General features: G+C 68.3%; 18 protein-coding genes. 15 read left to right on the forward strand and 3 right to left on the reverse strand.

Annotated features, from left to right (window positions below; genetic code table 11):
• The first annotated feature begins 258 nt into the window (after positions 1 to 258).
• On the forward strand, positions 259 to 1,464 hold the full coding sequence (locus tag AC1RU4_RS22935; RefSeq protein WP_492893575.1) for an NAD-dependent formate dehydrogenase: 1,206 nt from the start codon (positions 259 to 261) through the stop codon (positions 1,462 to 1,464).
• 147 nt (positions 1,465 to 1,611) lie between these two features.
• Here AC1RU4_RS22935 and AC1RU4_RS22940 read toward each other — a convergent pair whose 3' ends face one another.
• Positions 1,612 to 2,328, reverse strand: a complete 717-nt coding sequence (locus AC1RU4_RS22940) for an alpha/beta hydrolase (protein WP_492893577.1) — start codon at positions 2,326 to 2,328, stop codon at positions 1,612 to 1,614.
• A gap of 296 nt (positions 2,329 to 2,624) precedes the next feature.
• On the opposite strand from AC1RU4_RS22940, the gene AC1RU4_RS22945 reads away from it, so the two are divergent.
• Positions 2,625 to 3,470, forward strand: a complete 846-nt coding sequence (locus AC1RU4_RS22945) for a DMT family transporter (RefSeq protein WP_492893579.1) — start codon at positions 2,625 to 2,627, stop codon at positions 3,468 to 3,470.
• Between the two features lie 59 nt (positions 3,471 to 3,529).
• On the opposite strand, the gene AC1RU4_RS22950 is transcribed toward AC1RU4_RS22945, so the two are convergent.
• Entirely contained in the window at positions 3,530 to 4,897 is a 1,368-nt protein-coding gene (locus tag AC1RU4_RS22950; protein WP_492893581.1) for an esterase-like activity of phytase family protein, read from the reverse strand.
• A gap of 116 nt (positions 4,898 to 5,013) precedes the next feature.
• Positions 5,014 to 5,970, reverse strand: coding sequence for a homocysteine S-methyltransferase family protein (locus AC1RU4_RS22955; RefSeq protein WP_492893583.1), 957 nt, complete (start codon positions 5,968 to 5,970; stop codon positions 5,014 to 5,016).
• 219 nt (positions 5,971 to 6,189) lie between these two features.
• On the opposite strand from AC1RU4_RS22955, the gene AC1RU4_RS22960 reads away from it, so the two are divergent.
• From AC1RU4_RS22960 to urtC, 13 genes are all read left to right on the forward strand, one after another.
• Positions 6,190 to 6,828: a TetR/AcrR family transcriptional regulator gene (locus tag AC1RU4_RS22960; protein ID WP_492893585.1), complete on the forward strand. Its 639-nt coding sequence runs from the start codon at positions 6,190 to 6,192 to the stop codon at positions 6,826 to 6,828.
• 46 nt (positions 6,829 to 6,874) lie between these two features.
• Complete coding sequence (gene recJ, locus AC1RU4_RS22965) at positions 6,875 to 8,695, forward strand: single-stranded-DNA-specific exonuclease RecJ (RefSeq protein ID WP_492893587.1); 1,821 nt, start codon at positions 6,875 to 6,877, stop codon at positions 8,693 to 8,695.
• 173 nt (positions 8,696 to 8,868) lie between these two features.
• Positions 8,869 to 10,173, forward strand: a complete 1,305-nt coding sequence (locus tag AC1RU4_RS22970; RefSeq protein WP_492893589.1) for a TIGR03862 family flavoprotein — start codon at positions 8,869 to 8,871, stop codon at positions 10,171 to 10,173.
• Positions 10,174 to 10,478: 305 nt separating this feature from the next.
• Positions 10,479 to 10,760 (forward strand): hypothetical protein, encoded by a 282-nt coding sequence (locus tag AC1RU4_RS22975; protein ID WP_492893591.1) that lies wholly within the window; start codon positions 10,479 to 10,481, stop codon positions 10,758 to 10,760.
• A gap of 180 nt (positions 10,761 to 10,940) precedes the next feature.
• On the forward strand, positions 10,941 to 12,233 hold the full coding sequence (locus AC1RU4_RS22980) for an imelysin family protein (RefSeq protein ID WP_492893593.1): 1,293 nt from the start codon (positions 10,941 to 10,943) through the stop codon (positions 12,231 to 12,233).
• Positions 12,234 to 12,243: 10 nt separating this feature from the next.
• Positions 12,244 to 13,704 carry a multicopper oxidase family protein gene (locus AC1RU4_RS22985; protein WP_492893595.1) on the forward strand — a complete coding sequence of 487 codons (1,461 nt, stop codon included), beginning with the start codon at positions 12,244 to 12,246 and terminating at the stop codon, positions 13,702 to 13,704.
• Between the two features lies 1 nt (position 13,705).
• A complete protein-coding gene (locus AC1RU4_RS22990) occupies positions 13,706 to 14,917 on the forward strand; it encodes a di-heme oxidoredictase family protein (protein ID WP_492893597.1) in 1,212 nt (403 codons plus the stop codon).
• A gap of 15 nt (positions 14,918 to 14,932) precedes the next feature.
• Positions 14,933 to 16,057, forward strand: a complete 1,125-nt coding sequence (locus AC1RU4_RS22995) for an imelysin family protein (RefSeq protein ID WP_492893599.1) — start codon at positions 14,933 to 14,935, stop codon at positions 16,055 to 16,057.
• 10 nt (positions 16,058 to 16,067) lie between these two features.
• Positions 16,068 to 17,180: a DUF1513 domain-containing protein gene (locus AC1RU4_RS23000; protein ID WP_492893601.1), complete on the forward strand. Its 1,113-nt coding sequence runs from the start codon at positions 16,068 to 16,070 to the stop codon at positions 17,178 to 17,180.
• 100 nt (positions 17,181 to 17,280) lie between these two features.
• A complete protein-coding gene (locus tag AC1RU4_RS23005; RefSeq protein ID WP_492893603.1) occupies positions 17,281 to 18,435 on the forward strand; it encodes an aminotransferase in 1,155 nt (384 codons plus the stop codon).
• 219 nt (positions 18,436 to 18,654) lie between these two features.
• A complete protein-coding gene (urtA, locus tag AC1RU4_RS23010) occupies positions 18,655 to 19,959 on the forward strand; it encodes an urea ABC transporter substrate-binding protein (RefSeq protein ID WP_492893605.1) in 1,305 nt (434 codons plus the stop codon).
• Between the two features lie 152 nt (positions 19,960 to 20,111).
• On the forward strand, positions 20,112 to 21,740 hold the full coding sequence (urtB, locus tag AC1RU4_RS23015) for an urea ABC transporter permease subunit UrtB (RefSeq protein WP_492893607.1): 1,629 nt from the start codon (positions 20,112 to 20,114) through the stop codon (positions 21,738 to 21,740).
• Positions 21,737 to 22,930, forward strand: coding sequence for an urea ABC transporter permease subunit UrtC (gene urtC / locus AC1RU4_RS23020; RefSeq protein WP_492893609.1), 1,194 nt, complete (start codon positions 21,737 to 21,739; stop codon positions 22,928 to 22,930). The genes urtB and urtC overlap by 4 nt, the downstream gene beginning before the upstream one ends.
• The last annotated feature ends 5 nt before the right edge of the window (positions 22,931 to 22,935 follow it).

The following is a 22,935-nucleotide window of genomic DNA, read 5'->3' on the forward strand; positions in this document are numbered from 1 at the left end:
TCGTGCGGTCTATCAATTGTTCGCCGCTTTCAATTTGAAGTGCCTGTCCTGGCGGCGCACTCTCCCCCTGTCGACGATGAAGCGGGACAACGAGTTCCCGATAGGCGCCGGCGCGGAGGACAACCCGACGGCACGTTCTCGACGAGCATCATCTCGTAACGAGACGGGCGGCTCGGATCAGGCGAGACCGAGACGATCCGGCCGGCCGCGCATGCGGCGGGAACGCCCCCGCTCACCCCTAATGGAGGAGATGCCGACATGGCGAAGGTTCTGTGCGTGCTCTATGACGATCCGGTCGATGGCTACCCGACCACCTATGCACGCGACGATCTGCCCAAGATCGACCATTATCCGGGCGGCCAGACCCTGCCGACGCCCAAGGCCATCGACTTCATCCCCGGCACGCTGCTCGGCTCGGTGTCCGGCGAGCTCGGCCTGCGCAAATATCTCGAAGCCAACGGCCATACGCTGGTCGTGACTTCGGACAAGGACGGCGCGGATTCGGTATTCGAACGCGAGCTGGTCGATGCCGACGTTGTCATCTCCCAGCCGTTCTGGCCGGCCTACCTGACGCCCGAGCGCATCGCCAAGGCGAAGAACCTGAAGCTGGCCCTGACGGCCGGCATCGGGTCGGATCATGTCGACTTGCAATCGGCGATCGATCGCAAGATCACCGTCGCGGAAGTCACCTACTGCAACTCGATCAGCGTCGCCGAGCATGTGGTGATGATGATCCTCAGCCTGGTACGCAACTATCTTCCCTCGCATGACTGGGCGCGTCAGGGCGGCTGGAACATCGCCGACTGCGTGGCGCATTCCTACGACCTTGAGAAGATGGACGTCGGCACCGTCGCCGCCGGCCGCATCGGCCTTGCCGTGCTGCGCCGCCTCGCGCCCTTCGACGTCAACCTGCATTACACCGACCGCCACCGGCTGCCGGAATCGGTGGAGAAGGAGCTCAACCTCACCTGGCACGCCACGCGTGAGGAAATGTACCCGGTCTGCGATGTGGTGACGCTCAACTGTCCGCTGCATCCCGAGACTGAGCACATGATCAACGAGGAGACGCTGAAGCTGTTCAAGCGCGGCGCCTATATCGTCAACACCGCACGCGGCAAGCTGTGCGACCGGGACGCGGTCGCCCGCGCCCTCGAATCCGGCCATCTCGCGGGCTATGCCGGTGATGTGTGGTTCCCGCAGCCGGCACCGCAGGATCATCCGTGGCGCACGATGAAGTGGAACGGCATGACGCCGCACATTTCCGGCACCTCGCTGACCGCGCAGGCCCGCTACGCCGCCGGCACGCGTGAAATCCTCGAATGCTTCTTCGAGGGTCGGCCGATCCGCGACGAATACCTTATCGTCGAGGGCGGCGCGCTCGCCGGCACCGGCGCGCATTCCTATTCCAAGGGCAATGCGACCGGCGGTTCGGGCGAAGCCGAGAAGTTCAAGAAGGCGAGCTGAGGCTCGCCGCTCCAATCGGTACCGGAGCCGCCGTCCGCGCGGCGTCTTCGGCACCGTTCCACGGCCGCCTCGCGGCGGAATCCCACGGACCCATCCCGGTCTTGAGAGAACTTGCGCGCTCGCTTCATCGGCGGGCGCGTCCTGTTTTCAGGCCGGGGCCTTTGAGACGTGCGCCGGGCGCATCGCGCCCTGGAGGAAATAGTCGACGCCGAGCTGCACCATGGGCGGCTGCGAGGCGTGCGGCCCGTCATGCTCGACATAGGTGAGCTCGTAGCCGGCGGCGCGCAGCTTGGCAGCATGCGAGCGGCCGGCGGTATGGATCGGCGTCTGGGTGTCGTTCTGGCCGTGGGCGATGAACACTTTCGGCGTGCCCTCCTGCGCCAGCACCGTCATGAAGCCGGCGGAGAAGGCGAGGATGTGGGTGACGATGTGCCCGTTGGAGAGGCCGGTGGAGAGCGAATAGCTGCCGCCGTCCGAATGGCCGGCAAAGGCGAAATGGGCGGGGTCGAGCTGGAAGCGCGCCGCGACCTCGGCAAGGCCGACATCCAGCCGCTCACGGTCCGGCCCGTTGCCGGCTATCACGATGTCCCAGGTCGGAAACAGCGATTGCGGCACCAGGAGCAGGAAGCCTCGTGCCTGCGCATGCCGCTGCATGATCGGCAGGATCTTCTCGGCGCTGCCGCCACCGCCATGGAACAGCACCATGAGCGGAGTGGGCGCGCGCGGGTCGATTCCCTCCGGCACGACCAGCACGTAGTCGCGGGTGTCGAACAGCCCGAGATCGTGGCGGCCGGGTGGCAGCGGCGACTTCGTCGGGGATGAGTGCCGGAAACCGAGCCGGCCAAGCAAAGACAGATCGAGCATGCCCGCAGCTTAGCGGCCGCAGGAGCCGGCGGAAAGATCGGCAGGCCGGACGCCTTGTCTCAGGCACGATTCCCGCGGGGCCACCGCAGGGGCATGTCGGCAGCGCGGAACGGCACGGCCTTCGGTCATGTCTTCGATGCAGGGCAGATATGGCCGCTTTCCCCTTTGCTTGCCGCTGCGGAGCGGCTATGCGGAGCAGTCGGATCGTGGGCGCTTCGTCGGCGTCCCCGGTGTCTTGCGTTCCGCTGGGGAGCGCACCTTCCGCAAATTGGTTTCCAATGCCTTTCAGGGACAAGTTGCTGGCTATCGCCGCGGTCTGCGTGTGGGCGCTCAACATAATCATCATCAAGCTGGGCGTGGCGGAGCTCCCGCCGATCCTGACCACGGCCCTGCGATTCATCATGGTGTCGGCCATTCTGGTGCCGTTCACCCGCCTGACATGGCGGCAGGTGCCGGGCGTGCTGCTGGTATCCTTCACCTTCGGTGTGATGCATTTCGGGCTGCTATTCGCCGCGCTCAGTCAGGCGGAGGCCGGAACCAGCGCCATCTTCATCCAGCTCGGCGCGCCGATCGCCACCGTGCTTGCCTGCCTCGTCTTCCGCGAGACGCTGGGCATGGTGCGCTTCGCCGGCCTCGTCATCTCGGTGCTCGGCATTGCCATCCTGGCGATCGGGCCGACCATGCCGGCACCGCTGCCGCTTACCCTGCTGTTGCTCAGCGCCACCGGATGGGCGGTGACCAACCTCATCGTCAAGTCCATGCCGGATATCGCGCCGATGACCATGATGGGCTGGTCGTCGCTGTTCTCGATCCCGCAATTGCTGCTCATCTCGTGGCTGTTCGAGCGCGGCGACTGGTGGATGGTGGAGACAGCCGGCTGGCACGGCTGGCTGTCGGTGGTCTACAGCGCCCTGTTGTCGTCGATCGCAGCCTATGGCGTGTGGTACTGGCTGCTGCGGCGCCATTCCATCGGCGCTGTCGTGCCTTATTCGATGCTGAACCCGCTGCTGGCGGTGCTGTTCGGCATCCTGCTGATCGGCGACGCGCCCTCGTCGGTGAAGCTCATCGGCGCGCTGGTGATGGTGGCGGGCGTGGCGCTGATCCTGCGCAAGCCGGACACCGCGCTGCCGGATACCGCATAAGGCGAACGGCCGGAACGAGGCGTCCCGGCCGGCCTGTCACGCATGTCTTACGTCCGGCGTCACTTGGCCTTCAGGAACTCGCCGACTTCGAGCAGGACGAGCTCGTTGTCGTCCGCCTTCTTCGGGTCGCGACTGGAGGAGAAGGGCAGGTTGTTGTCGTTGCCGACCACGATATGGGTGGCGTCGACGACGTCCACGTCCTCGATGGTGAAGAACGGGAAGGTCAGCACGCCGTCATTGAGCGGCTTGCGGGCCAGCTTGTTCGGATCGGCGATCTTCATCAGGTCGATATGGCCGATCTTGCGAACCGGACCACCGACATTGGCATCGGTCAGCTCGATCTTGGTGACGCGCTTGAACTTGGCGAGGTCGTGGAAGCAGTCCGCGCCCTTGGTGCCGGCGGCGCAGGCCTTGTCGGACGTGCCTTCGCCATTGTCGCGCTCGATGATCATGCCGGTGGTGGCGTCGATCATGTTGAAATCGCCGATGGCGTTGCCGTTCTGCTCGAGAACGTATTGCCACATGCGGCCGGTCCACTTCTGCGCGGCGACGTCGAATTCGAGGATCGGCAGGAATTCCTTGCCGTCGGCGGTCTTCTGCCAGTCCTTCTTCGAGGCGTCCCACAGCGGGCCTTCGAGCAGGGCGTAGAGGAACTTGCCGTCCTTCGAGGCGGCCATGCCCTCATAGCCCTTGGAGCGGCGCACGTTGAACTCGGCGGTCTGGTTCGGAGCACCGGCGGAAGCGACGGCATAGTGCTCGGGCGAGCGGGCCGGGGTCTCGCCGGCGACGGTCTCGAACACGCCGAGCACCTTGCCGGTCATGTCGGCCTTGATGAGATAGGGGCCGAACTCCTCGCCGATCCACAGATCGCTGCCGACGATCTGGAAGCTTTCCGGGTCGAAGTCGGCGCCGGTGAGGTAACGGGCATCGGTGCCCTCGTGGACGATGCGGAATGGCACCTTCTTGTCCGGGTCGGTGAGGAAGATGGTCTCGACCGGCTGGAAGCTGCCGGTCTTCCAGTCGATCGTGTACCGGTTGAGGTAGAGCGCGGAGTCCGGGCTGTTGGCCTTCGCGCCCATGCCGTTGTCGGTGATGATCCAGAACGAGCCGTCCGGCATGGTCTTGATGCCGGAATGGCCTTGGCGCGGCTGGCCCTTGAAGGGCACCGAGACGCCGGTCGGGCGGCCCGCGGACTTGCCTTCCACCGAGCCGATCGCCTCGACGCGCTTGCCGGTGGTGTATTTGCCGGAGGTCTTCAGGTCCGCGGGCGCGTCGGCGGGCATCTCGACGAAGCTCTGAGCCGGCAGCACGGCATGGCCGGCGAGGGTGGCGGGAAAGGCCTGGTCGGCGTGCGCGGCCGGCGCCAGCGCGACGAGCGCCAGCGCGGCGCCGGCGAGCAGGGACGCACGGAACGAGGTGCGGGTCATGGCGGGTCTCCTGAAGGGACGTGCGGCGGGGGGCCGCGATGTCCCTCCTGTGACGCCGGAGCATGTCGCTGACGTTACGTCGCGATGACGCGACGGTGACGCCGTCGCGTCCCGGCTCAGGCCGCCTTTTGCGCCGGCAGGCAGGCGAGGCATATCTGCTCGATGTGCCGGTAGTCGGTGCCGCAGCAGCCGCCCAGGAGCGTGAGATTGCGCATCCGGTCCCGCAGGCCGCGATATTGGTGTCCCAGCTGCACCGGGTCGCCGGCATCGAGGTCGGGTGCCGCGTCGAGTTCGGCATGGCTGCGCGAGGACGCATTGGCCCGCACGCCGCGCACCCGGTCGAGCCAGTCGCCGCCCGTAGCGATCAGGTTCTCGAAATGGGTGGGGTGGGCGCAGTTGATCATGAAATAGGCCGGTGCCGCGCCGCTCTCGGCGTCCACCTGTTCCACCGCCTCGCGCAGGCCCTGGCCGGAGGGAAGCCTCCCGTCGGTTTCCAGCGTGAATGAGATCGCCGACGGCAGGTCGGCGGCCTTGGCGGCGAGCGCGATGCCGACGGCCTCCTCGACATAGTTGAGCGTATAGGCGCCCACCATGTCGGCCGCGCTGTCGGCGAAGGCCCCGATCTGCGCGGCATGATAATGCGCCGCCTGCTCGGCGGTCATGATGGTGCCGGTCTGGTAGCCGTCGCCGCGCGGGCCGACCACGCCGCTGACCACCATCCGCGAGGCGGGGGTCTCGTAGCGATCGCGAATTTCGATGAGCAGGTCGATCGCCCGGCGGTTGACATCGGCGAGGGCGGCGGCGTCGAAGCCGAGCTTGGCGCCCCAGTCGGCATTGGCCCGCCAGGTCGGCGCATCGAGGACGAAGCCGACGCCGCGCGCATGGGCGAGTTCGGCGAAGCGTGCGTAATAGGCCCGCAACCGGTCGCGGCCGTCCTCGTCCTTCATCAGGTCGAAGGAGGCGAAATAGGGCAGGTCGATGCCTTCGTGGAAGATGAAGGTGGTCTCCATGCCGGCGTCCATGATGAAGACGTCGTCGGACAGCAGCGGCAGGGCGTGGCGATACTTGGACATGTGGATCCTCCCGGCGATATGCGGGGCATGTGTCGGCCCCGATTTCGCGGCGGATTGTGCCGGATTTTGCTGCCACGCCTAGAGTTCACATGGTCCAGCACCAGTCGCATTCCGATTCTGCGCGATATGCCAGCGATTTACGATGTGATCGGGACATGTCGGCCGGCATGTTTTGCGCCGGGCCGCCGTGGCTCGCTTTACCTATGGTACAGTTACGTCATGTCCCAGCCCCAGCCCGAGCTTCTGCCGCGACGCCGCAGCACCGATACGCGAAGGCGCCTGCTCGACCTCGCCGAGCAGCAGGTGCTCGCCAAGGGATTCGCCGCCACCTCCATCGAGGAACTGATTGTCGGGGTCGGCATCACCAAGAGTGGTTTCTTCTATCATTTCAAGGACAAGAACGATCTGGCGCGGGCGCTGCTGGAGCGGCACATCGTGCGCGAGCGCGAGCTGCTCGACGACCTGTTTCGTCGTGCCGACGAACTGAACGAGGATCCGCTGCATGGCTTCCTCGTCGCGCTGCGCCTGTTCGCGGAGATGATGGCGGCATTGCCGGAGGCGCATCCGGGCTGCATCGCGGCGACGCTCTGCTATCAGGACCAGCTGTTCGACCGCACCATCCACGACCTCAACGCCCAGAGCGTGCTGTCCTGGCGGGTGCGGTTCCGCGAGCGCCTTGGACGGATTGCCGCGACCTATCCGCCGACAGAGCCGGTGGATCTCGACGCCTTCGCCGACATGATGTCGACGCTGATAGAAGGCGGGTTGGTGATGGGGCGGGCGTTGCGCGATCCGTCCATCCTGCCGCGGCAAGTCCTGCTGTTCCGCGATTTCGTGCGCCAGACCTTTCGCCCCTGAGGCGGCGCCCCTCGACGCGGCGTCGTCGTTCGGGCTCTATGCAGCCATGAGTCTCGACCTTCCCACCGCCCCGCCGCCGGCGCGCGCCTTTCTCGGCGTCGCCCGCTCGGCTACCGGCCGCTTCTGGCGCGACCGGCTGGATGCACGCGCCACCCCCGCCGCGCTCGCCATCGCCCAGCGCCACGGCGTGCCGGAACTGCTCGCCCGCGTGCTCGCTGGCCGCGGCGTCGGGCTCGACGAGGTGCCAGCCTATCTCGACCCGACCGTGCGCGACCTGCTGCCCGACCCGGACACGCTGACCGACATGCCGCCGACGGTAGCGCGGCTCGCCGATGCGGTGACGCGCGGGGAGAAGGTGGCGGTGTTCGGCGACTATGATGTCGATGGCGCCACCGCTACCGCGCTGCTGGTCGAGGTGCTGTGCGCCGGCGGTCTGGATCCGGCCTTCCATATTCCCGACCGCATCTTCGAGGGCTATGGGCCGAACATCCCCGCCATCGAGGCGCTGGCGGCGGCGGGAGCAACGCTGCTGGTCACCGTCGATTGCGGTACGATGAGCTTCGAGCCCTTCGCCCGCGCGGCCGAGATCGGCCTCGACGTGGTGGTGATCGACCATCACCAGGCCGGCGAGACGTTGCCGCGCGTAGCGGCGCTGGTGAATCCCAACCGGGCCGACGACCTGTCCGGCCTTGGCCATCTCTGTGCGGTCGGCCTCGTCTTCGTCACCATGGTCGGACTGGTGCGCGAATTGCGCCGGCGCAACTGGTGGACGGACGGGCGGCCGGCGCCGGACCTGCTGGGCCTGCTCGATCTCGTGGCGCTCGGCACGGTGGCCGACGTGGTGCCGCTGGTCGGCCTCAACCGCGCCTTCGTCACCAAGGGCCTGGCGGTGCTGCGCCGGCGCGACCGGCCGGGGCTGACGGCGCTGATGGACGCGGCGCGGCTCTCCGGTCCGCCCAAGGCTTGGCATCTCGGCTTCCTGCTCGGGCCGCGCATCAATGCCGGCGGGCGCATCGGCGACGCCTCGCTCGGCGCCAAGCTGCTGCTGAGCCATGATTCCATCGAGGCGAAGGCGCTCGCTGCCGAGCTCGACCGGCTGAACGCCGAGCGGCAGGCGGTGGAGCGCGCCATCGTCGCGCAGGCGGAGGCGGAGGCGGACGCCGCGCTCGGCCGCGAGGGCAACAGCCCAGTGATCCTGGCGAGCGGACAGGGCTGGCACCCCGGCGTGGTCGGGCTGGTGGCGGCGCGGCTGAAGGAGAAATTCGGCCGGCCGGCCTTCGCCGTCGCCTTTACCGGCACGCATGGCGCCGGCTCGGCCCGCTCCATTCCCGGCGTCGATGTCGGGCGTGCGGTGCGCGGAGCCGTCGAGCGCGGCCTGCTGGTCAAGGGCGGCGGCCACGCCATGGCGGCGGGGCTGACGGTGGAGCGCGACAAGCTCGGTGCCTTGCGCGCCTATCTGGAAGAAGAGCTTGCCCCCTCGGTCGACCGCGCCCGCGGGGTCGACGAGACGGTGGTGGACGGCGCGCTCTCGGCCGGCGCTGCCACGCCGGACCTTATCGATATGGTGGAGAGGGCAGGGCCCTATGGCGCCGGCAATCCGCAGCCGGTCTTCGCCTTCCCCGCCCATCGCATCGTCTATGCCGAGGCCGGCAATTCGGACCAGATCCGGGTGCGGCTGCGCGCGGCCGACGGCTCGGTGTTGCAGGGCGTCGCCTTCCGCGCCGCCCAGACGCCGCTTGGCGAGGCGTTGCTGGCGGGGCGGGGGCAGGCTCGCCATGTCGCCGGCATGCTGGAGCTCGACACCTGGCAGGGGAGGGCGCAGCCCAATCTGCGCATCTGCGATATCGCCGATCCAGAAAAGACATGATGTTGCAAGGCATTCGCTGCGAGAGCGGAATCAGCGTGCCGGCATCTTGAACCGGTCTTCGAGCGACTGTCCCGGACCCTGAATCGATCCATGAACCGCGTCCGCCAAGCCCTTGAATCGACTCGCCGGCGCATCGTCGGCAACCTGAATCACCTCGTGAACATGTGAGCCCAATGACCGGAAACGACTCGTCTTTCGCTCCGTCGCCCTCGGTGGCGATCATCGGCGCCGGCCCGGCCGGGCTGCTCGCCGCCGAGGCATTGGCCGTGGCGGGGGCCGTCGTGACGATCCATGACCGCATGGCGGCTCCCGCCCGCAAATTCCTGCTGGCCGGGCGCGGCGGGCTGAATATTACCCATAGCGAGCCGCGCGAGCGCTTCCTCGCCCGCTACGGCGCGGCGGGCGGCTGGCTCGGCCCGATGATCGACGCCTTCCCGCCGGCGCGGCTGCGGGGCTGGGTGGAGGAGCTCGGCGAGCCGACCTTCATCGGCTCCAGCGGCCGGGTGTTCCCGCGCGCCTTCAAGGCCTCGCCGCTGCTGCGCGCCTGGTTGCGTCGGCTCGACGGGCTAGGCGTGCGCTTCGCCCCGCGCCATCTCTGGCAGGGGTGGGATGAGGCCGGGCGGCTGAACTTTTCGACGCCGGAAGGCGAGGTGGCGCTGTCGGCCGACGCGACGCTACTGGCGCTCGGCGGCGCCAGCTGGCCCCGGCTCGGCACCGATGGCGGTTGGGTGCCGTTATTGGGGGAAGCCGGAGTCGAGGTGGCGCCTTTGCGGCCGGCCAATGCCGGGGCGATCGTCGGCTGGAGCGAGATTTTCCGCAACCGCTTCGCCGGCGAACCGCTGAAGCGCATCGGGCTCAGCGTGGGCGAGCGCCGCCTGCGCGGCGAGGCGGTGATCACCGTGCAGGGGATCGAGGGCGGCGGCATCTATGCGCTGACCGACCGCCTGCGCGCTCAACTGGCGGCTGGAGAGGCGGTGCTGGAGATCGACCTGCGGCCAGACCTCGCCGTCGAGCCGCTGGCCAGGCGCATCGCCACCGGTCGCGCCGGCGAGTCGCTCTCCAACCGGCTGCGCAAGGCCGGCCTGCCGGCAGTGGCGGTGGGGCTGATGCGCGAGGCGATGCCGCTTCTTCCCGCCGATCCGGCTGGCCTCGCCGCGCTCGCCAAGGCGGTGCCGATCCGCGTCGCCGCCATTGCCGGCATTGACCGGGCGATTTCCTCGGCCGGGGGCATCGTTCGCGCCGAACTGACCGACGAGCTCATGCTGCGGGCCAGGCCGGGCGTGTTCGTCGCCGGCGAGATGCTGGACTGGGAGGCCCCGACCGGCGGCTATCTGCTGCAAGGCTGCTTTGCCAGCGGCTGGCGCGCGGCGCAGGGCATGGCCGCTCGTCTCGGCCTGCCGCTATCGGCGGCGTGGCAGGGGGACTGGGAGGCCACGGATGCCTCGATCGAGGAAGGGATGGCGCGGGACGGCAGCTGAGGGAGCGCGTGCCACCGTCCCGCGCGGCTCACGAGACCAGCCGGGAAACGGCCTCGCAAGCGGTTCGGTCCAAGGTCCCCGGCCGGACGATCATGATGCCGTCCGAGGACTTCCTGATTTGATTACTCGACGATTCCGCCCTGCACAACGATTATCTTCCATTATTATTATAGTTCTAAACTAGAGTGATGATTTAATACTTTAACGTTGGGCATCTGTTGTTTGGCCGCTTGCCGTGCGGCGGTGGTGGGCCTACCACTTCGCCCCGGTGGGTTCGGGTCGGTGCGCGATGGCAGGAGAGATGCATGGCGCGGCTTTTTTTCTGCAGCGGGCGCACGGTCGAGGCGGCACCCGATGCCGCGCGCGAACTGGCGGCCAAGGCGCGGCTTTTGCTCGGCGTCGATGACGACACCACGATTTCCATCAGCGAGATCGCCTGTGGCGACCCGGCGTGCGGCGGCGCCGAGACGGTCATCCTGATCATGCGGCCCGGCCGACGCACCGAGGCCGCGAAGATCCTGCGCCCGCTCGCCGAGGTGGTCGACGACGACCTGCGCGAGGCGCTGGCGGCCTATGTCGCCGGCTGATCGACGATTGTTATTCGAAGTATTCATTGAATTTACAAGAAATAATGCATATGACCTAAGGTAGGCTCAGCGTATAATCGTTCTAATGTAGCGTTGACATCTTGCGAATGCTTGGGATGGTGGCGTAGGACTCCCGTCGATGGACAGGGGCCGCCTTGTGGCGGCGGGAGGAGATATCCGATGCGAGCCAGACTGAAATTCACCGCGCCGCTGCTGGCCGCGGTCGCCTTCGGGGCGCTCGTCGCCGCCGGTCCTGTCGGCGCGCAGGGCACCGCGCCCAAGCCGCGCGAGATCGTCGCCACCTATGCCAATATCGCCGAGGCGATGTATGGCGATGCCCTGACGACCGCCAAGGCGCTGAAGGTGGCGGTGGACGCTTTCGTCGCCGAGCCGACCCAGGCCAATCTCGACACGGCGCGCACCGCCTGGAAGGCCGCTCGCGTACCCTACCAGCAGACCGAGGGCTTCCGCTTCGGCAACGCCATCGTCGACGATTGGGAGGGCCGCGTGAATGCCTGGCCGCTCGACGAGGGGCTGATCGACTATGTCGACAAGAGCTATGGCTCGACCTCGGACGAGAACCCGCTCTATACCGCCAACGTGATCGCCAACACCAAGATCCGCGTTGGCAAGAAGACCATCGACGCCTCCAAGATCAACCCCAAGCTGCTGAACAGCCTGCAGGAGGCCGGCGGCGTCGAATCCAACGTCGCGATCGGCTACCACGCCATCGAATTCCTGCTGTGGGGCCAGGACCTCAACGGTACCGGGCCCGGCGCCGGCGCCCGTCCCGCGACCGACTACGATCTCAAGAACTGCACCGGCGGCCATTGCGACCGTCGCGCGGCCTATCTCCAGGCCGCGACCGACCTTCTGGTCAGCGACCTCGAGGACATGACCAAGGCGTGGGGCGCCAAGGGCAAGGCCCGCGCCGCGGTGCTGAAGCAGAAGGACAAGGCGGCGCTCGGCACCATCCTCACCGGCCTCGGCAGCCTGTCCTATGGCGAGCTCGCCGGCGAGCGCATGAAGCTCGGCCTCATCCTCCACGACCCGGAGGAGGAGCATGACTGCTTCTCCGACAACACCCACAACTCGCATTACTATGACGAGCTGGGCATCGCCTCGATCTATCGCGGCAAATATACCCGCGTCGATGGCAGCGTGGTCGAGGGTCCCTCGGTCGCCGCCTATGCGACGGTGCTGGCGCCCAAGGCTGCCGAGGAGGCCGACGCCAAGGTCAATGCCGCGCTCGCCGCGCTGAAGGCCATCAAGGACGAGGCCGACAGCGGCAAGCAGGCCTATGACCAGATGATCGGCGAGGGCAACGCCGCCGGCAACGCGCTGGTGCAGGCTGGCGTCGATTCGCTCGTCGCCCAGACCCGCGCCATCGAGGGCGTGGTCGCGGCGCTGAAGCTGAAGATCAAGGTGGAAGGCTCCGACAGCCTCGACGACCCCTCGAAGGTCGGCGAGTGAGGACGAGATCGTGACCAGCGGCGCGACGTTTTCGCGCCGCGCCTTGCTGGCCGCGGGTGCGGCCTTGGGTGCGGGAGCGGCGTTCGCGCCCTCCCGCACCGGCTTTGCCCGTGCTCCGGCGGCGTTCGAGCCGACGCAGCGCCTGACGCTGAATTCCGGCGAGACGGAGCTGCGCCTGCTCGGCTCGGACAAGCCGCCGACCCGCATCTATGCCTACGACGGCGAGCCGTTCCGACTCATTCGCGTGCCACGCTTCACCCAGCTGGAGGCGACCTACGAGAACGGCCTGCACGAGGGCAGCTCGCTGCATTTCCACGGCATCCGCATGCCGAACGAATATGACGGCGTGCCGCCGCTGACCCAGCCGCTGGTGCAGCCGGGCGGACGCTTCGTCCACCGACTGCCGCTCGACGATCCGGGCACCTTCTTCTTCCATCCGCATTGCGACGAGACCGGGCAGGCCGGGCGCGGCCTTGTCGGCGTTCTGGTGGTCGAGGACCCGCGCGACCCGCGCTTCGATGCGGAACATGTACTGTGCCTGAAGGACTGGCGTCTCGCCGAGGATGGCGGCTTCCTGCCGCTCTCCGAGCCGGACGGCGCTTCCAAGGCCGGCACGTTCGGCGCCACCCGCACGGTGAACGGCAAGCCGCATCTGAACCTCACCGCGCCGGCGGGCGGCGATGTGCGGTTGCGTGTTCTCAATGTCGATTCCACCCGCATCATGGATATCGGCGTCGAGGGCGCGCCGGCCTGGCTGGTCGCCATCGACGGCCATGCGCTGCTGCCGGTGCTCATGGAGACGCTGCCGGACGGCATCTGGCGCATGGGCCCGGCGCAGCGGATCGATCTCCACATCCGCATGCCGGATGACGGCCGCCCCGTGACCATCGGCGATTACCGCGCCTCGGACATATTCACCTTTGCCACGCTGGCCGCCGAGGGGCAGGTGCGCGGCCGGCGCCGCAAGGGACCGCTCGCCCTGCCGCCACCGCGCCTGCCGATGCCGGACCTGAGGCGGGCCGAGTTCCATTCCTTCACGCTGCAGCAGGCGACCGACGCGGCGGTGAGGGAGGTCGGCCTGCCGCCCGACGACCCGCTCGCCAAGGCGCTGATCGACAGCCTGTGCGTCGGGTCGGCCACCTATTGGTCGATCGCCCAGCAATCCTGGCCGACCGGCGAGCGGCGCGGCCTGCCGCCGCCGCTGGCACGGATGGAGACAGGCAGAAGCTATCGCATCGAGATCAAGAACGAGACGCGCTTTCCGCATCCGGTTCATCTGCACGGCCATGCCTTCGCGGTGCTCGGCTCCAGCAAGGGACGGCTGCCGAAGCATTTCGCCGATACGGTGCTGACCCAGCCGGGCGAGGCGGTGGAGATCGCCTTCGTCGCCGCGCCGGGCGACTGGGTGTTCCACTGTCACATATTGGAGCATATGGAGACCGGCATGATGGGCTGGTTCCGTGTGGTCTGAGATGGGCAATCGCCGTGCTCCCGCGCTGGCCGTGGCGCTGACGATGCTCGGCATGGGGGTGGCGCCGGCCGAGGAGGCGGGGCTCGACCGCGCCATCGGCAAGGCGCTGTTCGAGCGGCCCTGGGTGCCGGCGCCGAGCTCGACCCGCGCCAATGACGGGCTCGGCCCGCTCTTCGATGCCCGCTCCTGCTCGGCCTGCCATCCCGGCGCCGGTCCCGGCGTCACGCGGATCGACGCCGAGGGCGTGCCCGAGGGGCTTGGGCTGGTGCTGTCGCTGTTCGGCGCCGATGGCGGCGGCGATCCCGTCTATGGCCATCGGCTGGAGACCATGACGCTGCCGGGCGTGCCGGCGGAGGGCAGCATCGCCGTTGCGGTCGATGAGGGGCGCCGGGCTCCCCATGCCGAGGCGCTCGGCTACGGGCGGCTCGACCCGGCGACCCATGTCTCGCTGCGCGCCGCGCCGGAGCTGCGCGGGCGCGGGTTGCTGGAGCGGGTGCCGGATGCGACGATCCTCGCGCTGGAGGATCCCGACGACCGCGATGGCGACGGCGTGCGCGGCCGCGCCCGTCGGATCGAGGTGTCGGAAGGCGGCTCGCGCATCGGCCGTTTCGGCTGGAAGGCCAGCCATCCGACGCTGGCCGGCCAGACCTCGGAAGCGTTCGCGCTCGATCTCGGCCTGTCGACGCCGCTGCGGCCGGAGCCCTGGGGCGATTGCACCGAAGTGCAGGTCGCTTGCCGCAATGCGCCGCATGGCCGTGAGACGGAGGGCGAGCCGGAAATCTCCGAGGCCATCGTCTCGCGCATCGTCGCTTATCTGAGCGGGCTGAAGGTGCCGGTCTCGGTGCCCGATCCGGCCGGCGCAAAGCTGTTCGCCAGCGTCGGCTGCGCCACCTGCCACCGGCCGTCGCTGCCGGTCACGGGCGGTGGAGCGGTCGCCTTGTTCACCGACGTGCTGCTCCATGACATGGGCGACGGGCTCGCCGACCCGGCCGGCGTGCCGGGCGCGGCTGCCGGGGAATGGCGGACCGCGCCGCTCGCGGGCCTGTCGCGCGGGCTTGAAAACGGCGTCGGGCTGCTGCACGACGGCCGTGCCGTCGATGTTCCTGCGGCGGTACGCTGGCATGGTGGTGAGGCGAGCGGCGCGCGCGCCCGCTTCGACGCGCTCGGCCCGCGCGATCGCCAGCGTCTCGTCGACTACGTGTCGTCTCTCTGATCCGAGGATCTGGTCATGCGCCGTTCGCCACTCGCCGTCGTCCTTGCGCTGGCCTCGCAGGTGGGGAATGTCGCGCAGGCGGTGCCCGCCGTCGCGGCCGCCGCCTCGCTCATCTCGACCATCTTCGTCGGCCGCGCATCCGCGGCCAGCATCTCCGCCCCGGACGTGGTCGAGACCTGGCTGCTGCCGCGCTACGACACGCTCGCCGCTGCCGCCAAGGCCAATCGCGCGGCGTGGCAGGCCTTCTGCGCTGCGCCGGGCGAGGCCGGCATCGCTGATCTGAGGACCCGTTTCGGCGCGGTGTCCGATGCCTGGGCCTCGGTGGAGTTCATCACCTTCGGCCCGGTGATGCTGTCGCTGCGCGCCGACCGGATGAACCTGTTTCCCGAGCGGCGCAACGCCGTCGGCCGCTCGATCACCGAACTGGTCGGCGATGCCACCGACGAGCGCCTGAAGCCGGAGCGTTTCCCGCGCCTCAGCGCCGCCGCGCAGGGCCTGCCGGCGCTGGAACGGCTTCTCTACGACGACGGCGCACAGGCGCTGCTTCTGGCGGGGCCGGAATCGGCCCGGCGCTGTGCCCTCGGCCTCGCCATCGCGGTGAATATCGAATCCATCGCCACCGATATCCGCCAGGGCTGGGGTGACAAGTCGAGCGGCCTGCTGGCGCAGCTGATCGCCGGCACGTCGGATCCGGTGTTCTTTCCCGACCCGTCGGCGCTGCTCAGCCAGATCGTCACCGATCTCGCCGGCGCCTATCAGCGCGTCGTCGACCAGCGCCTGCTCGCCATTCTCGGCAAGACGCCGGACGACGCCAAGCCGCTGCTCGCCGACCGCCGTCGCAGCGGGCGGGAGAAGGAGACCATCGTCGCGATGATCGGCAGCGCCGACAGCCTCGGCATGCAGCTGGCCGAGGGGCTGGATGCCAGGGGCAAGATGGCGCTTGGCAAGGCGCTGGGCGCCGCCGATGCCGCGGCTTTGAGGCTGCCGGAGGATATCGGCGCCGCCACGCAGGCGCCGCATGGTCGCAAGTCGCTGCAGGATGCCGTCACGGTGTTCAAGGCGGCGCAGGCGAGCGTTGCCGATCCGCTCGCCGCCGGGCTCGGGGTGCCGCTGGGCTTCAACGCCCTCGACGGCGATTGAGGAGGCGAATATGCGCGCCATCGATTCCACCCGCCGCGGGCTGTTGGCCGGGCTCAGCGGCCTGCTCGCCGCGCCGCGGCTGCTGTTGGGCGCCGCCCATGCACAGGACCATCTTCTGGATGCCGAATGGCTGGCGACGGCCGGGGTCGATGGCGGCTTCGCGCCGGTGGTGCTGAATGCCGATTTCGGTGCGACCAGTGTCGGACGCGGCGCGCAGCGGCTGCACTGGGTGGAGCCGAGCCCGGACGGGCACACGGCGGTGGCGGTCGCCCGCCGTCCCGGCACCACGGCGGTGCTGTTCGACCGCCGCGCCGGGCGGGTGCTCGCGACCTTCGAGCCGGGCGCGGGGCGGGTGTTCTCCGGCCATGGCCGCTTCGTCGATGGCGGGCGGCGCTTCCACGCGGTGGAGATCGAGCGCGAGAGCGGGCAGGGGGTGGTGTCGCTGCGCGAGGTGGCGGACGACTTCTCCGTGGTGGCGGAATGGGCCTCCTCCGGCATCGGCCCGCATGACATGCTGCCCGCCCATGGCGGCCTCGTCGTCGCCAATGGCGGCATCGAGCCGCATACGCCCGAGGCGGTCGGCGCCGAGGTGGCGCATGCCGGTATCGCCATCCTCGATCCTCTGAGCGGGCAGACCCGCGCGGTCGGCGCGCTGGAGGGCGACCTCGTCTCGCTGTCGCTGCGCCATCTCGCGCGTGCGGACGACGGTCTTGTCGTGGTGGCGGCGCAGGACCTGCTCAACGATTCCATCGCCCGCCCGCTGGTCTATGCGGTGGAGCCGGACGGACGCCTGCGCGCCTTCGACGCCCCGGACGAGGAATGGCGCGGCTTCCGCACCTATATCGGTTCGATCGCCGTCGATCGTTCCGGCCGCTATGTCGCCGCCGCCAGCCCGCGCGGCAACCGCGTCGCGGTCTGGACGCACGAGGGCCGTTTCCTCGGCGGCGTGCCGCTGGTCGATGGCTGCGGCCTCGCCGCCACCCAGGAAAGCGGGCGTTTCCTCGCCACGTCCGGCCTCGGCGAGGTGATCCTGATCGGCGCCGACGACGAGGGCGTGGGCGTGATCGCTCGTCGCTCCGGCGGCCCGCGCTTCGACAATCACGCGGTGCTGGTCGGGGCGTGACGACCGATCTGCGTTCGGGGCTCTTTTCTTTTACCGGCGGCGGTCCGATAAGACAGCAGCGCGATGTCAGATCGCGTTGTTATACGCGGACGGCCTGTAAATGAACTCGATCTTCTCCGGTCTCCCCACCACGGTGTTCGAGACCATGTCGCACCTCGCCCGGCTGCATGGCGCGGTCAATCTCGGCCAGGGCTTCCCGGACGACCCCGGCCCGCGCGACGTGCGCGAGAAGGCGGCGCAGGCGGTGCTCGACGGCTGGAACCAGTATCCGCCGATGATGGGCGTGCCGGAGCTGCGGCAGGCGGCGGCGGCGCATTATCGCCACTGGCAGGGGCTCGACCTCGATCCGATGGCGGAGATCATGGTTACTTCCGGCGCCACCGAGGCGATTGCCGGCGCGCTGTTCGCGCTGATCGAGCCGGGCGACGAGGTGGTGCTGGTCCAGCCGCTCTATGACGCCTACCTACCCCTGGTGCTGCGCGCCGGCGGCGTGCCGCGCCTCGCCCGGCTGACGCCGCCGCACTGGCGGCTGACGCAGGAGGTGCTGGCGAGCGCCTTCACCCCGCGCACCCGGCTGGTGCTGTTCAACAATCCGCACAACCCGACCGGCCGCGTCTTCGATCGCGAGGAGCTGGAATTGCTGGCGGAGTTTTGCCGGCGCAGCGGTGCGGTGCTGGTGGCGGACGAGGTGTGGGAGCATGTCGTGTTCGACGGGCTCGCTCATACCAGCGTGCTGTCGCTGCCCGGCATGCGCGAGCGCAGCGTCAAGATCGCCTCCACCGGCAAGATCTTCGGCATGACCGGCTGGAAGGTCGGCTTCGTCTGCGCGGCGCCGGAACTGATGAAGGTCCTGTCCAAGGCGCACCAGTTTCTCACCTTCACCACGCCGCCCTCGCTGCAGTACGCCGTCGCCTATGGGCTCGGCAAGGAGCCCGCCTGGTTCGAGGGGATGCGCGCCGGGCTGCAGCGCTCGCGCGACCGGCTGGCCGATGGCCTCGCCGCTCTCGGCATGGCGCCGCTGCGCAGTTCCGGCACCTATTTCCTCAATGTCGATCTCGCCGCCATCGACCCGGCACTGCGGGACGAGGCGTTCTGCCGCGACATGGTCGAGCGGCACGGCGTCGCCGCCATTCCGGTCTCGGCCTTCTACGCACAGGACGCGGTGACCAGCGTGGTGCGGTTCTGCTTCGCCAAGACCGACGCCACCCTCGACGCGGCGCTGGAGCGGCTGGCGAGGCTGCGGCAGGCCGCGTGAACCGCGACGATCATTTGTGCGCATCCGATCGCTCTGCATACACAACGTCCACGTGCAGGGCAATTGCTCAAAATTTGATCTAATTTTCAGCGCGGCATGCGATCTGCGTCAATCGACGTATTGCCGTTTCCCAAAAGGAGCGTTGGCACAGGGGTTGCAAACCCGCATCCCTGGCACGCGGACGGGGGTCCTGCGTGTGAACTCCAGAAGGGAAAGAATATGTCTAAGCTGTTCTCCCATGCGCGCCGCATGGCTGGCCGCGCCGTGGTCGGCGCCGCGGCGCTGGCTCTGGCCGGTGCCGCCGTGCCCGCCGCTGCCCAGGAAACGATCAAGGTTGGCGTTCTTCACTCTCTGTCCGGCACCATGGCCATCTCGGAGACCACGCTGAAGGACACGGTTCTGTTCATGGTCGACCAGCAGAACGCCGCCGGCGGCGTGCTGGGCAAGAAGCTGGTGCCGGTGGTCGTCGACCCGGCTTCCAACTGGCCGCTCTTCGCCGAAAAGGCCCGCGAGCTGCTCGCGAAGGAAAAGGTCGCGGTCGTGTTCGGCTGCTGGACCTCGGTGTCGCGCAAGTCGGTGCTGCCGGTGTTCAAGGAGCTCAACGGCATCCTGTTCTACCCCGTCCAGTACGAGGGCGAGGAGAGCGAGCGCAACGTGTTCTACACCGGCGCCGCCCCCAACCAGCAGGCGATCCCGGCCGTCGACTACCTCATGGAGAATGAGGGCGTGAAGCGCTGGGTGCTCGCCGGCACCGACTACGTCTATCCGCGCACCACCAACAAGATCCTCGAAGCCTATCTGAAGTCCAAGGGCGTTCCCGCCGAGGACATCATGATCAACTACACGCCGTTCGGTCACTCCGACTGGCAGACCATTGTCGCCGACATCAAGAAGTTCGGCTCGGCCGGCAAGAAGACCGCCGTCGTGTCGACCATCAACGGCGACGCCAACGTTCCGTTCTACAAGGAGCTCGGCAACCAGGGCATCAAGGCGACCGACATCCCGGTCGTGGCGTTCTCGGTGGGCGAGGAAGAGCTCGCCGGCATCGATACCAAGCCGCTCCTCGGCCACCTCGCTGCCTGGAACTATTTCCAGTCGGTCGACACGCCGGCGAACAAGGACTTCATCGCCAAGTGGCAGGCCTACACCAAGAACCCGAAGCGCGTGACCAACGACCCGATGGAAGCCACCGTCATCGGCTTCAACATGTGGGTCAAGGCGGTCGAGAAGGCCGGCACCACCGATCCGGACAAGGTCATCCCGGCGCTGATCGGCGTCGCGGTGCCGAACCTCTCGGGTGGCTTCTCGGCGATGATGCCGAACCACCACATCACCAAGCCGGTGCTGATCGGCGAAATCAAGGACGACGGCCAGTTCGACATCGTCGAGCAGACCCCCGGCCTGATCGTCGCCGAAGAGTGGTCGCCCCACCTCGAAGGCTCGAAGGACCTGATCGCCGATTGGCGCTCGCCGATGAACTGCGGCAACTTCAACGTCAAGACCGGCAAGTGCGGCGCCCAGTGAGCGGCACCCTTTGCCACTGACATCGCTTCGAGGGATCGGCGGGTTCGCCCCGCCGGTCCCGACTGGCGCATTGCGTTAGGGAAGGCGGTCGCGCCTTCCCGTCGCCGCCGGATGATGTCCGGCTCCATCCGCACTCACACCGACGGATGACGATGATCTCCCGTGGCCTTTCCAGCCGTCTCGGCTGCATGCTGCTCCTCGCCCTCGGCCTGCTCACCGGTGGATCCTTCCTGCCGCGTGCCGCGTTTGCCCAGGACATAAGCGCACCGCTGGCGCAGCTCACCACCGACAAGTATGACGACACCGAAGCGGCGCTCGGCGCCCTCGCTCTCAGCGGTAGTCCCGCGGCGGCCGGCATCGTCGCGGCGCTCGCCGACGGTCGCTTGGCCTTCAGCCCGGCGACCAGGCAGCTGCTGATCAAGACGACAACCGGGGGCCTCGCCGACGCCGCGACCGGGCAGCCGGTGGCCGAGGCGCCTCCCGGCCTCAAGACCGTCCGCGTCAACAACCGCGTGCGCCGCGCCATCGAGGCGGCCAGCGGCGCGCTCGCCCTGGTCAGCCCGGATCCGGCCAAGCGTCTCGACGCCGCCGCCTCGGTGATGCGCTCGCGCGACGAGGCGGCGCTGCCGGCACTCGACGCCGCGCTCGCCAAGGAAACCGACGCCAGGGTGAAGTCGGCGCTGTCGCTCGCCCGCGCCTCGCTGCTGATCAGCAAGGCCGACGTGACGGATGCCGACCGCATCGTCGCCATCGACGCCGTCGCCGCCGAGGGCAACCAGGACGCGCTCGCCGTGCTGCGCAACCTGCCGCCTACCGCCTCGCCCGCCGTGAAGGCGGCGGCGGATTCCGCCATTGCCGCCATCGAGCGCAACCTCGCCATCTGGTCGGTGGGCCAGAATGTCTGGTACGGCGTCTCGCTCGGCTCGGTGCTGCTGCTCGCCGCCATCGGCCTCGCCATCACCTTCGGCGTGATGGGGGTCATCAACATGGCGCATGGCGAGATGGTGATGCTCGGCGCCTACACCACCTTCGTGGTGCAGGAACTGATCCGCACCTACAACCCGGCGCTGTTCGACCTGTCGCTGCTGATCGCCATCCCGGTCGCCTTCGTCTTCACCGGACTGATCGGCATCATCATCGAGCGCACGGTGATCCGGTTCCTCTACGGGCGGGCGCTGGAGACGCTGCTGGCCACCTGGGGCATCTCGCTGATCCTGCAGCAGGCGATCCGCACCGCCTTCGGCCCGACCAATCGCGAGGTCGGCGCGCCGAGCTGGATGTCGGGTGCCTTCGATCTCGGCCAGCTCTCGATCACCTATGGCCGCCTGTGGATCATCATCTTCGCCATGCTGGTCTTTGTCGCGTTGCTCGGCGTGCTGCGGCTGACCCGCATCGGGCTCGAGATGCGCGCGGTGACGCAGAACCGCCGCATGGCCGCCTCGATGGGCATCCGCACCAACTGGGTCGATGCCATGACCTTCGGCCTCGGCTCGGGCATTGCCGGCATTGCCGGCGTGGCGCTGTCGCAGATCGACAACGTGTCGCCGAACCTCGGCCAGAGCTACATCATCGACAGCTTCCTCGTCGTGGTGTTCGGCGGGGTCGGCAATCTGTGGGGCACGCTGGTCGGCGCCATGTCGCTCGGCATCGCCAACAAGATGCTGGAGCCCTATGCCGGCGCCGTGCTGGGCAAGATCGCGCTGCTGGTCATCGTCATCCTCTTCATCCAGAAGCGGCCCCGCGGCCTCTTCGCTCTCAAGGGCAGGGCGATCGAAGCATGAGTACCGCCAAGGCCGTATCCACGACCGCCAGTCCCACGACGACCCCCCAGCCCGCGCTGCTCGGCAAGAGCGGTCTCATCTTCCTCGCGGTGGTGATCGGCGCCGCCGTGCTGGTGCCGATGCTGAACCTGATGACATCGCCGGACTCGGCGCTGCATGTGCCGACCTATGTCGTCTCGCTGCTCGGCAAATACCTGACCTACGCGCTGCTCGCGCTCTCGGTCGACCTGATCTGGGGCTATGTCGGCATCCTGTCGCTCGGCCACGGCGCCTTCTTCGCGCTCGGCGGTTATGCGATGGGCATGTATCTCATGCGCCAGATCGGCCCGCGCGGCGTCTATGGCGATCCGATCCTGCCGGACTTCATGGTGTTCCTGAACTGGAAGGAACTGCCCTGGTTCTGGTACGGCTTCGACATGTTCCCGTTCGCCGCGGTGATGGTGCTGCTGGCGCCGGGCATCCTCGCGCTGGTGTTCGGCTGGTTCGCCTTCCGCTCGCGCGTCACCGGCGTGTACCTGTCCATCATCACCCAGGCGATGACCTTCGCGCTGCTGCTGGCCTTCTTCCGCAACGACATGGGCTTCGGCGGCAATAACGGCCTGACCGACTTCAAGGACATACTCGGCTTCAACATCCAGGCCGACGGCACCCGCCTCGTGCTGTTCGTGCTCTCGGCGCTTGCGCTGGCGCTGGGCTATGTGCTGTGCCGCTTCCTGGTGCGCTCGCATTTCGGCAAGGTGCTGATCGCCATCCGCGACGCCGAGACGCGGGTGCGCTTCACCGGCTACCGCGCCGAGAACTACAAGGTGGTCGCCTTCGTGGTCTCGGCCATGCTCGCCGGCATTGCCGGCGCGCTCTATGTGCCGCAGGTCGGCATCATCAACCCGAGCGAGTTCTCGCCGGCCAATTCCATCGAGATCATCGTCTGGGTGGCGGTAGGCGGGCGCGGCACGCTGGTGGGCGCGGCGCTCGGCGCGGTGCTGGTCAACTACGCCAAGACCTATTTCACCTCGGGCATGCTGGCGCCCTACTGGCTGTTCATGCTGGGCGGGCTGTTCGTGGCCGTCACGCTGTTCCTGCCCAAGGGCATCGTCGGCACCTTCGCCGAGTGGCGGGCCCGCCGCGCGCCTGCGCCTGCGGATGCCGCATCGCCGGACAAGTCTCTTGCCGAACCGAAGCCGGCCGAGTGAGGAAC

Source organism: Ancylobacter sp. GW821-FHT10E12 (assembly GCF_058809335.1).